12 protein-coding genes are annotated in these 12,712 nt (G+C 73.0%); 1 reads left to right on the top strand and 11 read right to left on the bottom strand.

The window, feature by feature from the left end; all coding sequences use genetic code 11:
• Nucleotides 1-18: 18 nt before the first annotated feature.
• The 3 genes from aroB to aroC are packed head-to-tail and all read right to left on the bottom strand — an operon-like array spanning nucleotide 19 to nucleotide 2,994.
• Nucleotides 19-1,185 carry a 3-dehydroquinate synthase gene (gene aroB, locus ACFWGN_RS08375; protein WP_377616537.1) on the bottom strand — a complete coding sequence of 389 codons (1,167 nt, stop codon included), beginning with the start codon at nucleotides 1,183-1,185 and terminating at the stop codon, nucleotides 19-21.
• Between the two features lie 17 nt (nucleotides 1,186-1,202).
• Nucleotides 1,203-1,775, bottom strand: a complete 573-nt coding sequence (locus ACFWGN_RS08370) for a shikimate kinase (protein ID WP_377616477.1) — start codon at nucleotides 1,773-1,775, stop codon at nucleotides 1,203-1,205.
• Between the two features lies 1 nt (nucleotide 1,776).
• Complete coding sequence (aroC, locus tag ACFWGN_RS08365) at nucleotides 1,777-2,994, bottom strand: chorismate synthase (protein ID WP_377616476.1); 1,218 nt, start codon at nucleotides 2,992-2,994, stop codon at nucleotides 1,777-1,779.
• Between the two features lie 139 nt (nucleotides 2,995-3,133).
• Between aroC and ACFWGN_RS08360 the strand changes: the two genes are divergently transcribed.
• Complete coding sequence (locus tag ACFWGN_RS08360) at nucleotides 3,134-3,832, top strand: prepilin peptidase (RefSeq protein ID WP_377616475.1); 699 nt, start codon at nucleotides 3,134-3,136, stop codon at nucleotides 3,830-3,832.
• Between the two features lies 1 nt (nucleotide 3,833).
• Here the strand turns inward: ACFWGN_RS08360 and ACFWGN_RS08355 are convergent, their stop codons facing one another.
• From ACFWGN_RS08355 to ACFWGN_RS08320, 8 genes are all read right to left on the bottom strand, one after another.
• Nucleotides 3,834-4,736 (bottom strand): shikimate dehydrogenase, encoded by a 903-nt coding sequence (locus ACFWGN_RS08355; protein ID WP_377616474.1) that lies wholly within the window; start codon nucleotides 4,734-4,736, stop codon nucleotides 3,834-3,836.
• Nucleotides 4,733-5,875: an endolytic transglycosylase MltG gene (gene mltG, locus ACFWGN_RS08350; RefSeq protein WP_377616473.1), complete on the bottom strand. Its 1,143-nt coding sequence runs from the start codon at nucleotides 5,873-5,875 to the stop codon at nucleotides 4,733-4,735. The genes ACFWGN_RS08355 and mltG overlap by 4 nt, the downstream gene beginning before the upstream one ends.
• A 55-nt stretch (nucleotides 5,876-5,930) precedes the next feature.
• Nucleotides 5,931-6,461 carry a Holliday junction resolvase RuvX gene (gene ruvX, locus ACFWGN_RS08345; RefSeq protein ID WP_354505486.1) on the bottom strand — a complete coding sequence of 177 codons (531 nt, stop codon included), beginning with the start codon at nucleotides 6,459-6,461 and terminating at the stop codon, nucleotides 5,931-5,933.
• Between the two features lie 11 nt (nucleotides 6,462-6,472).
• The gene (alaS, locus tag ACFWGN_RS08340; protein ID WP_377616472.1) at nucleotides 6,473-9,166 is read right to left on the bottom strand and encodes an alanine--tRNA ligase; all 2,694 of its coding nucleotides are present in this window, start codon (nucleotides 9,164-9,166) and stop codon (nucleotides 6,473-6,475) included.
• 154 nt (nucleotides 9,167-9,320) lie between these two features.
• Nucleotides 9,321-9,662: a hypothetical protein gene (locus ACFWGN_RS08335; RefSeq protein WP_377616471.1), complete on the bottom strand. Its 342-nt coding sequence runs from the start codon at nucleotides 9,660-9,662 to the stop codon at nucleotides 9,321-9,323.
• Complete coding sequence (locus ACFWGN_RS08330; RefSeq protein WP_056652045.1) at nucleotides 9,662-10,036, bottom strand: DUF948 domain-containing protein; 375 nt, start codon at nucleotides 10,034-10,036, stop codon at nucleotides 9,662-9,664. Before ACFWGN_RS08330 ends, ACFWGN_RS08335 begins: the two co-directional genes overlap by 1 nt.
• A gap of 142 nt (nucleotides 10,037-10,178) precedes the next feature.
• Nucleotides 10,179-10,805, bottom strand: a complete 627-nt coding sequence (rpsD, locus tag ACFWGN_RS08325) for a 30S ribosomal protein S4 (protein ID WP_056652049.1) — start codon at nucleotides 10,803-10,805, stop codon at nucleotides 10,179-10,181.
• 287 nt (nucleotides 10,806-11,092) lie between these two features.
• Nucleotides 11,093-12,616 (bottom strand): replication-associated recombination protein A, encoded by a 1,524-nt coding sequence (locus ACFWGN_RS08320; protein ID WP_377616536.1) that lies wholly within the window; start codon nucleotides 12,614-12,616, stop codon nucleotides 11,093-11,095.
• Nucleotides 12,617-12,712: the final 96 nt, after the last annotated feature.

Below are 12,712 nucleotides of genomic sequence, written 5' to 3'. Positions count from 1 at the left end.
GGGCCCGACGGCGTCGCGTCAGAGGGCGATCGGCCCACCGCGGGGCGCGTCGATCGCGATCTCGGCGTACGCGGCCGCGAGGAGCGCCGGGTCGGGACCCTCGAGGCGCGAGGGCTTGCCGATCCCGTCGAGGACCACGAAGCGCAGCAGGTCGCCGCGGGACTTCTTGTCGCGGCGCATGGCCGACAGGAGCTGCTCCCAGCGGTCGCCGCGGTACGTCAGGGGCAGGCCCAGGTTGCCGAGGATCTCGCGGTGGCGGTCCACGGTCGCGTCGTCGAGGCGCCCTGCCAGGCGCGAGAGCTCGGCCGCGAAGACCATGCCGACCGACACGGCAGCCCCGTGGCGCCAGGCGTAGCGCTCGGTGAGCTCGACCGCGTGGCCCAGGGTGTGGCCGTAGTTGAGGATCTCGCGCAGGCCTGCCTCCTTGAGGTCCTCCCCCACGACGCGCGCCTTGACCGCGACCGAGCGTTCGATGAGCTCGACGACGACGGCCCACGTCGAGGCGGGCACCGTGGCGCCGCCCCAGCTCTTGAGCTCGTCGATGTTCTCCTCGACGAGCTCGAGGATCCGCGGGTCGGCGATGAAGCCGGTCTTGACGATCTCGGCGAGCCCTGCGACGAAGTCGAACTTGGGCAGCGACTCGAGCGAGGCGACGTCGCACAGCACGCCCGCGGGCGGGTGGAACGCGCCCACGAGGTTCTTGCCCTCGGCCGTGTTGATGCCCGTCTTGCCGCCCACGGCCGCATCCACCATGGCCAGCAGCGTCGTGGGGACGTGCACGACCTTGATCCCGCGCAGCCAGGTCGCCGCGACGAAGCCCGCGAGGTCCGTCGTGGCTCCACCGCCGACCGAGACGATCGCGTCGCTGCGCGTGAAGTCCGCCTGTCCCAGGACCTGCCACAGGAACGCGGCGACCTGAGCGGTCTTTGCCTCCTCGGCGTCGGGGACCTCGGCGATGTACGCCTCGTAGCCGACCGCGAGCAGGTCCTCGCGGACCGTGTCCGCCGAGGTCGCGAGCGCGGCCGGGTGGATCACGAGCACGCGGCGGACGTCCGGGCCGAGCATCGAGGGCAGCTCGCCCAGCAGGTGCCGGCCGATGAGGACGTCGTAGGGCTGGTCGCCCTGGACCCGGACGCGGGCGGGCGTGGCCGGCCGGCCCTGCTCGTCCTCCGGTGCTGCGCTCACGGTCTCCTGCTGGTCGGTCACTGCTCGCTCCTCGTGGTGTCGGCAGGTGCCGCGGAGGGCGCCTCGCCGAGTGCTGTCTCGATCTCGTGGGCCACCTGGCCCGGGGTGCGTGCGTCGGTGAGGACCCGCAGCGTGGCGAGCCGTTCGTAGACGGGGCGGCGCCCGTCCATGAGCGCCTGCCACTTGGCGCGCGGGTTGCCGAGCAGCAGCGGACGCGCCTGGTTGAACCCGACGCGCGGCCCGGCGTGCGCCAGGGAGACGTCGAGGAACACCACGACCCCTCCGGCCGCCGCGTACGCCTCGAGCGCCGCCTGGGTGTACTCGTCGAGGACCGCGCCGCCACCGAGGGCGAGCACGCCGTCGTGGACCGCGAGGGCCTGTGTCACGGCCTCGCGCTCGAGCGCACGGAAGCGCGGTTCGCCGTCCGTGAGGAAGACGTCCGCGACGGACTTGCCCGCGACGACCTCCACGTCGGTGTCGGTGTCGCGCGCCGCGAGGCCCAGGCGCTCGGCCAGCACCCCCGCGACGGTCGACTTGCCGCAGCCGGGAGGGCCGATCAGGACGACCCGGGGGCCGGTGCTCGACGTCATCTCAGCGCAACAGCTCGGGCACGGAGGACAGGTAGCCCTCGACGTTGCGGCGGACCTCGACGACCGAGTCGCCGCCGAACTTCTCCAGGACGGCCTCCGCGAGGACGAGCGCGACCATGGCCTCGGCCACGACGGCCGCGGGCGGCACCGCGCACACGTCCGAGCGCTGGTGCTGGGCCTTGGCGGGCTCGCCCGTCGCGACGTCGACCGTCGCCAGGGCGCGGGGGACGGTCGAGATGGGCTTCATGGCCGCGCGCACGCGCAGGACCTCGCCGTTGGACATGCCCCCCTCGACGCCGCCCGCACGGTTGCTCAGGCGGTGCAGGTGGCCGTCCTCGCCGCGCACGATCTCGTCGTGGGCCTGCGACCCGCGGCGGCGCGCGGTGCGGAACCCGTCGCCGACCTCGACGCCCTTGATGGCCTGGATGCCCATGAGCACGGCCGCGAGGCGTGCGTCGAGCCGACGGTCCGACTGCACGTAGGTGCCGAGCCCCGACGGGACGCCGCAGGCCAGGACCTCGACCACACCGCCCAGGGTGTCGCCGTCCTTGTGGCACTCGTCGATCTCCGCGACCATCGCCGCCGAGCTCGCGGGGTCGAAGCAGCGCACCGGGTCGGCGTCGAGCCGTTCGACGTCGTCGGGCAGCGGGAGGGCCGCGTCCTCGGGGACGTCGACCGTGCCGATGCCCACGACGTGCGAGACCAGGCGGATCCCCACGGCCTGCTCGAGGAACTTGGCCGCGGCCACGCCGAGCGCGACGCGGGTCGCGGTCTCGCGGGCCGAGGCCCGCTCCAGGACCGGTCGGGCGTCGTCGAACGCGTACTTGCGCATGCCGACCAGGTCGGCGTGCCCGGGGCGCGGGCGCGTGAGCGGGCGGTTGCGCGCGATCTCGCGGACGTCGCCCGTCCCGGCGTCGACCTGCAGCGCCTCCGCGGGCACGGGGTCCGCGCTCATGACGTCGACCCACTTGGGCCACTCGGTGTTGCCGATCTCGATCGCGAGCGGACCACCCTGCGTGAGGCCCAGGCGCAGCCCGGCGAGGATGCGGACCTCGTCCTGCTCGAACTTCATGCGCGCGCCGCGCCCGTAGCCCAGACGGCGGCGCGCGAGCGCGTCCTGCACGTCCTTCGTCACGAGCTCGACCCCTGCGGGCAGCCCTTCCAGGATGCCGACCAGCGCCGGACCGTGCGACTCACCCGATGTCAACCAACGAAGCATGAGCAGAATCCTCCCACGCCGCGCACGCCCGCCCCGAACCCGCCCGCAGTGCGGACCGGTCGGCCGACCGGTCCGCACTGCGGGCACTGCCTGTGGACGACGCCGGTGAGGGCCCTCGGCGCTGCGCTAGGTTCGCCGGGTGACGAACGCAGGGGGCGGGAGTCCGGCCGTCGCGCCGGGACAGGACAGGGCGAGCACAGCGCCGCACGGCGGACGGGGGGCAGCGGGACGTCGGGTCCCGTGGTGGCGCCGCGCACGCGACGAGGTCGGCGCGCACCGCGCCGCGATCTGGACCGTGGGCATTCCCGCGACGATCCTGACGCTCGCGGGGGCCGTGCACGTCGGCCACCCGCCGGCGTCGCTGCCCGCGACCGGCTTCCTCACGGCCGTGGGCTCGGCGCTCGCGGTGGTCGACGTGCGCACGCACCGCCTGCCGAACGCCCTGGTCCTGCCCTCCTACCCGGTGCTGGCGCTCCTGCTGGGAGGGGCGAGCCTCCTCGGGCCCGACGACGGCGCACCAGTCCGCGCCCTGGCAGGCGGTCTGGTCCTCTACGGCGCCTACTTCCTCCTGGCCCTCGCCCCGTCGGGGCTCGGGTTCGGGGACGTCAAGCTCGCGGGGCTGCTCGGCGCCTACCTCGGGTGGTTCGGCTGGTCCGAGCTCGTGGTCGGCGCGAGCGCGGCCTTCCTCCTGGGCGGTCTGGCGGCCGTCGTCCTGCTCGCCACGCGGCGTGCAGGACGACGGACCCTGATCCCGTTCGGCCCGTTCATGCTGACGGGCTCCGTGCTCGGGGCGCTCTGGGGAGCGGGAGTCGTGGGCCCGGCGTTGCTGACGGGCTGAGTCAGGCCCCGGCGACGCTCGGGGCGAGCGCCTCCTCGAGGGCTGCTGCCATCGCGGCCAGCGGCGCGACCTGCCCCGTCATCAGGCGTACCTGCTCGGCAGCCTGGTGCAGGAGCATGCGCTCGCCGCCCACGACCACGCCCTCCCGGTCCGGTGCCCCGGCCGCCCAGGCCCGGGAGAGGGCCGTCGGGCGGGGGTCGTAGACCACGTCGAGCAGGACGCCGCGCGGGGCGGCGCCCCCCGCCGCGGCGTGCGCCGTGAGCGCCTCCGCGACCGGGTCCGCCGCCCGCGAGGGCAGGGTCGACACGACCACGTCGACGTCGCGCACGCGCGCGCTCGCCGGGTCCAGCAGCTCGAAGCGCGGGGTCACCCCCATCCTGTGCGCGGCCCGCTGGAGGCCGCCCGTGCGCCCGAGCGAACGCACCAGCACGGTCGGCGACGTGCAGCCCAGCTCGGCGAGCGCCGCCAGGGTCGAGGCGGCCGTGGCCCCTGCCCCCAGCACGACGGCGGACGCGACGGGCCGCTCCCCCGCGCCGCTGCCCAGTCCCTCGCGCAGCGCGGCGACCAGGCCGTGGACGTCCGTGTTGGCCCCGACCAGGGTCCGCCCGGAGCCCGTGGGCTGGAACAGGACCGTGTTGACGGCCCCCACGACCTCGGCGAGCGGCTCGACGTGGTCGAGCAGCTCGAACACGACCTGCTTGAGCGGCATGGTCAGGCTCAGGCCCGCCCACGCGTCGTCGAGGCCCTCCACGAAGCCGCGCAGCCGCTCCTCGGTCACGTCGATCGCGGTGTACTCCCACCCGTCCAGACCCAGCGCGCGGTAAGCGGCCGAGTGCAGGACGGGCGAGAGCGAGTGGGCCACCGGGTGGCCCAGGACGGCGGCGCGGTGCGTCGCCTCTGTCACGGGTTCTCCGCCTCCCACGCACGCAGCTCGGCCTTGTACTTCTCGTGCTCGGCGTTCGTGGACGAGAACTTGGTCTCGCCCGTGTCGAGGTTCACGGCGACCCAGAAGATCCAGTCCCCGGGCTCCGGGTTGAGCACGGCCTCGATCGAGGCCTTCCCCGGCGAGGCGATGGGCCCCGGCGGCAGCCCCTTGTGCTTGTAGGTGTTGTACGGGTTGGACGCGTCGGCCAGGTCCGGCTTGGAGAGCGAGGTGCCGGAGCGACCGAGCCCGTAGGCCACGGCGGCGTCGATCTGAAGGAGCATGTCTCGTTCGAGCCTGTTCTCGATCGCCCGGGCCATCTTGGGGCGGTCGGCTTCGAACTTGGCCTCGCGCTCGACCAGCGACGCCTTGGTGATCACCGTCTCGCGATCGGCGGGCGCGACACCCAGCGCGTCGAGGTTGCTCACGGTCGCCGCGACCATGTTGGCCACGATGGTCGCGGGCGTGTCGTCGGGCTCGAGCAGGTAGGTCGCCGGGAAGAACCAGCCCTCGAAGTTGCCGCCGGCCTCGGCCGGGAGGCCCACCGCGGCAGGATCTGCCATGGCGGCCTCGAACTCCTCGACCGGCTTCCCGGTCACCGACACGGCGCGGTCGATGACCTGCGCCTTGGTGAACCCCTCGGGGATGGTCAGCTTCGTCTCGTTCTTGCTCTCCTTGGAGAGCAGCAGCGCCACGGCGGCCGAGCCCTTCATCTCGGTGAGCATGGTGAAGTTGCCCGGCTGGATCTTGCTCGCCTCGGGGTTGGCCTTGTAGGCGTCGGTGAACGCCTTGACCGACTTCACGACCCCGGCGTCGACGAGCGTCTGCCCGATGACCGCGCCGGTCGAGCCCGGTTCGATCGTGACGTCGACCGGGTCAACCCCCTGGCCCTCGTAGTCCGAGGCGGCGAACGGGTTCTCGAAGCCCAGCAGGCTCGACGCGTTCGAGACCAGGTAGTACCCGGCCCCGCCGACGAGCAGCAGCGCCACCACCACGATGAGGGTGCGGCGACGCCGACGCTGGGCGCGCTTCTTCGCGGCCCTGCGGTCCCTGCCACCCGAGCGGGACGCCCGGGTCGGTTGCTCGTGCTGTACCGGCGGGCGTTCGAATAGGTCGGTCACGGGAGGTTGCCTCCTGACGAGTGCGTGCGCGGCGGTCCTTGCCACGTCACGACGATCAACGTTCTACGTACTCTCCAGCGCGCGCCCCCGCGCTCCGCTCACGGTCCAGAGCGGTCTGGAGGATGATAACCGCCGCCGCCTGGTCCACGACAGAGCGCTGCTTGCGCCCAGCGCGGCCCGAGGCCCGCAACGCCTGGTGGGCGCTGACGGTCGTCATCCGTTCGTCGACGAGGTGCACCGGGACGGGTGCGATGGCACGGGCCACCAGTCCAGCGTACGCACGTGCCCCCTGGGTGGCGGCACCTTCTGCCCCGGAAAGGTGTCGAGGGAGCCCGATGTACACCACACGTGCACCTCGTTCCTCCACTTCCGCCGCGATCCGGGCGACATCGCTCGGCAAGGGGGACGCGGCGTCGTCGGGCGCCGGAGCTGCGGTCTTGAGGTCGCGCGCCAGCGTCTCGACGGGGGTCGCGATCAGACCGTCGGGGTCGCTCGTGGCGAGCCCGACCCGCACGCTGCCCACGTCGACGCCCAGGCGGGCGCCCCTCGGGAGAGGGACGCCCGCCTGGTGCTCGTCGAACGTCATCCGGTCGCCGCTCAGAGCGCCGAGGCGACGTCGTCGCGGATGCCCGCGAGGGCCGCCGGGAGCGCGGACACGTCGGTGCCGCCCCCCTGGGCCATGTCGTCCTTGCCGCCGCCCCCGCCGCCGAGCACGCCCGACGCCTTCTTCGCGAGGGCGCCGGCCCGCAGGCCCGCTTCGCGCGCCGGCGCGTTGGTGACGATCACGACCTGGGGGCGCTCCTTGCTCACGCCGCCGACCGCGACGACGCTCGGTGCGGAGTCCGCGAGGCGTCCACGCACGTCGAGCGCGAGCGCGCGCAGGTCGTCGGCCGAGGCGACCTCACCCGCGTCGTGCACCACGACGCGCGTGGTGCCCACGGTCTCCGCACCCGCCGCGAGGTTCGAGGCCGCGGCCAGGAGCTGGGCCTGTCGCAGCGCACCGAGCTCCTTCTCCGCGTCGCGCAGGCGCGACACGAGCGAGCTCACCCGGTCGGGCAGCTCCTCGGTGCGCACGTTGAGCAGGCCCGTGAGCTGCCCCACCAGGGCGTGCTCCTTGGCCTGGAAGCCGTAGGCCCCGTCGCCGACCAGGGCGTCGACGCGGCGCACTCCCGAACCGATCGAGGACTCGCCGAGCAGCGTGACCAGGCCGAGCTGGCCGGACTGCTTGACGTGCGTGCCCGCGCACAGCTCGCGCGACCAGTCGCCGCCGATCGACACGACGCGCACCTGGTCGCCGTACTTCTCGCCGAACAGCGCCATGGCGCCCAGGGCCCTGGCCTCGGCGATGGGCATGACCTTGTCCGTGACCTCGAGGTTCTCGGCGAGCTGGGTGTTGACGCGCTCCTCGACCTCAGACAGGACCCCTGCGGGCACGGCGCTCGAGGCGCGGAAGTCGAAGCGGATGCGGCTCGGGGCGTTCTCCGAGCCGGCCTGCGTCGCGTCCTTGCCCAGGGCCTCCTGGATGGACTTGTGGATCATGTGCGTCGCGGTGTGGGCGCGGCTGATCGCCTTGCGGCGCGCCGTGTCGATCTGTGCGGTGCCGGGGTCCCCCAGCGCCACCACGCCCTCGACGAGGCGTCCACGGTGGACCGAGAAGCCCTTGATGGGGCGCTGCACGTCGTCGACCTCGATGGTCGCGCCGCCGTCGAGCACGATCGTCCCGTGGTCGGCGAGTTGGCCACCGGCCTCGGCGTAGAACGGCGTGCGGTCGAGCACGACCTCGACGTCGGCCGGGGCCGTCGCGGCCGGGGAGGGCACGCCGTCGACCAGGAGGCCCACGACGTTGACCGACGCCGTGGCGTCGGTGTAGCCGAGGAACTCCACGGGGCGCGCGAGCTCGCTCTGCAGCGCCTCGTAGGCAGCGGTGTCGACCCCGCCCGTGCGCTTGGCGAGCGCGTCGGCACGAGCACGCGTGCGCTGCTCCTGCATGAGGGCGCGGAACGCCTTCTCGTCCACCTGGACGCCCTGCTCGGCGGCCATCTCGAGGGTCAGGTCGATCGGGAAGCCGTACGTGTCGTGCAGGGCGAACGCCTGGTCGCCGGGCAGGACGGGCGTGCCGGACGACCCGGCCGTGGTCTTGGCGGCCGCGACCGCGGTGTCCAGGATCGTGGTGCCCGAGGTCAGGGTGCGGCGGAACGCCTCCTCCTCGGCGTAGGCGATCTGGGAGATGCGCTCGAAGTCGGTGCCGACCTCCGGGTAGGAGGCCTGCATGGCGTCGCGCGAGACGGGGAACAACTGGGGCAGCGAGGGGTCCTCGACGCCCAGCAGGCGCATGGCGCGCACCGAGCGGCGCAGCAGCCGGCGCAGGACGTAGCCCCGGCCCTCGTTCGAGGGGCGCACGCCGTCGCTGATGATCATGAGGGCCGAGCGGACGTGGTCGGCGACCACGCGCATGCGCACGTCGTCGTCGGTGTCGGCGCCGTAGCGCTTGCCCGAGAGCTCCTGGGCCGCGGCGATGACGGGGAAGACCTCGTCGATCTCGTACATGTTGTCGACGCCCTGCAGGACGAACGCGACGCGCTCGAGGCCCATGCCGGTGTCGATGTTCTTCTTCGTGAGCTCGCCCAGGATGGGGAAGGACTCCTTGGTCCCACCGTCCCCGCGCTCGTACTGCATGAAGACGAGGTTCCAGATCTCCAGGAACCGGTCGCCCGCGAGGTCGATCGCGGGGCCGCCGTCCGGGCCGTAGGCCGGGCCACGGTCGTAGAAGATCTCCGAGCACGGGCCGGCCGGTCCTCGGGCACCCGTGGACCAGTAGTTGGGTCCCATGCCGAGGCCCTGGATGCGCTCGTCCGGCAGGCCTGCGATCTTCTTCCAGAGCTGGCGCGCCTCGTCGTCCTCGTGGAAGACGGTCACCCAGATCTTGTCCTCGGGGATGCCGTAGCCACCCTCGTCCTGCGACCGCGTGATGAGGTCCCAGGCGTAGGTGATGGCACCTTCCTTGAAGTAGTCCCCGAACGAGAAGTTCCCGTTCATCTGGAAGAACGTGCCGTGACGCGTGGTCTTGCCCACGTCCTCGATGTCGAGCGTGCGCACGCACTTCTGGACGCTCGTCGCACGCTCCCAGGGCGCGGTCTGCTCACCCGTCATGTACGGGATGAACGGCACCATGCCCGCGATGGTGAACAAGGTCGACGGGTCCGGCGAGATCAGCGACGCCGAGGGCACGACGGTGTGGTCCTGGGCGGCGAAGTAGTCGAGCCAACGCTTGCGGATCTCGGCGGTACGCATGATGTCCTTCGGAGGTCGGTGATGGAACGGGCCGGGGCGCGCCGCTGGGCGGCCGGCACCGGCTAGAACAAGTATGTTCCCGCGCTGCTTCCCTCCCGGACCGTGCGCGCTGCGCGACGGGCGGAGGTCGGCCGGCGGGGGTCCGGCAGATGGATCAGTAGAACGAGTACCCCAGGAGGTCCTCGTCGTCGTCGAGGTCGGGGCTGCCCGTGCGCTCGCGCCGGGCGGCGCGGGCCGCGCGCACGTCGTCGGGGTGCGGCTGACCCTCGGCGAGCAGGGCCGCGAGGAGCTCGGCCTCGCGCGCGTCGCGCGCGGTGCGGAACTCTTCACGGAAGACCGCGACGAAGCCCGTGGCCTTCTCGCCGAGCGCGTTGACCTGGTCGGTCGCCTGGTCGACGAGCGAGGCGGGCGCGTAGCGCGCGATCACCTGCCGCCCCTTGACCACCACGACGACCGTGACGGCGACGCCGACACTGACCCAGAAGACCCGTCGCATCAGCGACCGGCCCGCGGGCCCGAGCGCCCCGAGGCGCGAGCGAAGGCCTGGCGCACGCCGTAGGTGAACGCCGCGACCTTGACGAGCGGCGCCCCGAAGGTCGCCGCGTACAGCCCGGTCAGCGCCGAGACGTTCTCGCTGACCTGGGCCGCGGACGTCGTGATCGTGTCGACCTTGACGAGCTGGCTGTTCGTGGTCGCGACCGTGGTCGCGGCCTCGTCGAGGATCGGCACCGAGTGGTCCGTGACCTCCTTGATGCTCACGCGGGCCTCGTCGAGGACCCGGCCGAGCTTGACCAGAGGAACCGCGAGGACCCCGACCAGCAGCACGAATGCGATGGCGGCGATCAGCCCGGCCACATCTCCTACGGACATCTCCTGCTCCTCCTTCGATGGCGCGACGCGACGAGCGGCACGCCTCGCGAAACCTTACCCGGATGCACGAACGCCCCGCTCCCCGTCGAAGCGGTGAGCGAGGCGTTCGTGCACGGCGCGCGGCAGCAGCCGCGCAGGAGGATCAGCGAGCGTAGTACTCGACGACGAGCTGGACCTCGCAGGTCACGGGGACCTCGACGCGCTTGGGGCGACGCACCAGGACGGCGCTCAGCTTCTCGAGCTGGACGTCGAGGTAGGCCGGGACGGCCGGCAGGACGTCGCGGTGCGCACCGGCAGCGGCGACCTGGAACGGCGTGGTGGCCTGGCTCTTCGGCTTGACCTGGATCGTCTGACCCGGCTTGACCTTGAACGAGGGGCGGTCGACGATCTTGCCGTCGACGAGGATGTGGCGGTGGCCGACGGCCTGGCGCGCCTGCAGGATGGTGCGGGCGAAGCCGGAGCGCAGCACGAGCGCGTCGAGACGCATCTCGAGGTTCTCGACCAGGGCCTCACCGGTCAGACCGGCGTCCTTGCGAGCGTCCTCGTAGGCGCGAGCCATCTGCTTCTCGCGAAGCGCGTACTGGGCGCGCAGACGCTGCTTCTCGCGCAGACGGACCGCGTAGTCCGACTCGGTGCGGCGACGGGCGCGGCCGTGCTCACCGGGCGGGTAGGGACGCTTCTCGAAGTGCTTGACTGCCTTGGGCGTGAGCGCGAGGCCCAGCGCGCGGCTCAGGCGAACCTGGCGGCGCGAACGAGTCACTGAAGACACAGTGTGTTCCTGTCCTGTCGTGTTCTTGACGTCACACCCGTGCGGATTGCCGGGTGCGGGACCAGCCGATGAGCCACCACCGTGATCCGTGAGGATGCGACTCCCCTCGACCTGGGTCGAGGGTGTCCTGCGGGGCTGCGGGGCCGAGGTCCCAGGTGGCCGTCCCTGCCCTGACGGGCGGAGACAACCTGAGAAGTCTACCGCACGGGGCACGGGGGGCGGGCCGCGCCCTGGTCACGGGCCGCCGGTGACGTGCCGACGAGCACCCCAGCTCCGTCCGCCGGCCCTCAGTCGCCCAGGATCTGCCGGATCCGCTCGAGCCGCTCGGTCACCGAGCGCTCGAACCCGCGGTCGGTGGGGGTGTAGTAGCGCGTGCCCTGCAGGACGTCCGGGAGGTACTGCTGGCGCGCGACCGCGTGCGGGGCGTCGTGCGCGTACTTGTACCCCTTGCCGTGCCCCAGCTCCTTGGCCCCCGCGTAGTGGGCGTCGCGCAGGTGCGCGGGCACCGTGCCGACCTTGCCCGCGCGCACGTCCGCGAGGGCCGCGTCGATCCCGAGGTAGGCCGCGTTGGACTTGGGGGCCGTCGCGAGGTGCACGACAGCCTCGGCCAGGATGATCCGGGCCTCGGGCATACCGATGAGCGCGACGGCCTGGGCCGCGGCGACCGCGGTCTGCAGGGCGCTGGGGTCGGCCATGCCGACGTCCTCCGCGGCCGAGATGACGATGCGCCGGGCGATGAACCGGGGGTCCTCACCCGCGGCGATCATGCGCGCGAGGTAGTGCAGGGATGCGTCGACGTCCGAGCCGCGCACGGACTTGATGAAGGCGCTCGTGACGTCGTAGTGCTGGTCGCCGTCGCGGTCGTAGCGGACCGCGGCGACGTCGATCGCGCGCTCCATGGTCTCGAGGTCGACGACCACGGCGCCGTGCGCCGTCCCCGGCGCGGGGCTCTCCCCGGTCGCGCGGTCCTCGTCCTCGCCCTCGTCGGGAGCCTCCGCCCCCTCCCCCGGGTCGTCCGCGCCCGCACGCCCGACGGCGTCGCCCGGGTCCGGCGCGTCGTCGTCGGAACCCGTGGTGCGCACCGGGGCGTCCGGCACCTCCGAGAGCGCGGCGCCCGCGGCGGCCTCGAGGATCGTCAGGGCCTTGCGGGCGTCGCCGCCCGCGAGGCGGACCAGGTGCTCCTCGGCCTCCTCCGCGAGGGTCACGGCCCCGCCCAGCCCGCGCTCGTCGACCAGCGCGCGGTGCACCAGGGCGCGCACGTCGCCCGACGTGAGGGGCTTGAGGGTCAGTAGGAGCGAGCGCGAGAGCAGGGGCGAGTTGACCGAGAAGCTCGGGTTCTCCGTGGTGGCCGCCACGAGCGTGACCCAGCGGTTCTCCACGCTGGGCAGCAGCGCGTCCTGCTGGGACTTGGAGAAGCGGTGGACCTCGTCGATGAACAGGACGGTCTCCTCGCCGCCCGTGGCCAGACGGCGCCGGGCGTCGTCGATGACCTGGCGCACGTCCTTGACGCCCGCGGTGACGGCCGAGAGCTCGACGAAGCGCCGGCCCGAGGTCGAGGCGATGAGGTAGGCGAGCGTCGTCTTGCCCGTGCCTGGCGGGCCCCACAGGATGACCGAGCCCGGGGCCGCGCGCGAGGCGCCCGGCCCGTCCACGTCGATCAGGCGACGCAGGGGCGAGCCGGCGACCAGCAGGTGCTCCTGCCCGGCCACCTCCTCGAGGGCCGCCGGGCGCATGCGCACCGCGAGGGGCGAGCCCGGCCCCGGGCGGGGTGTCCCCTGGGTGCCGGAGGTCGCGGCGTCGAACAGGTCCATCCCGGGAAGCATGCACCGAGCCTACGCACCGCCACCCACACCCACCGACTCCGGTCCGCCCACATCCTGCACGACCCGGCACCGCCCCGGCCGAGG

Source organism: Oerskovia sp. NPDC060338 (assembly GCF_042726295.1).
GTDB classification, from domain to species: Bacteria; Actinomycetota; Actinomycetes; order Actinomycetales; family Cellulomonadaceae; genus Oerskovia; species Oerskovia merdavium.
The sequence above is the reverse complement of the archived record's forward strand: the minus strand, read 5'-3'. Positions and strand labels throughout refer to the sequence as shown.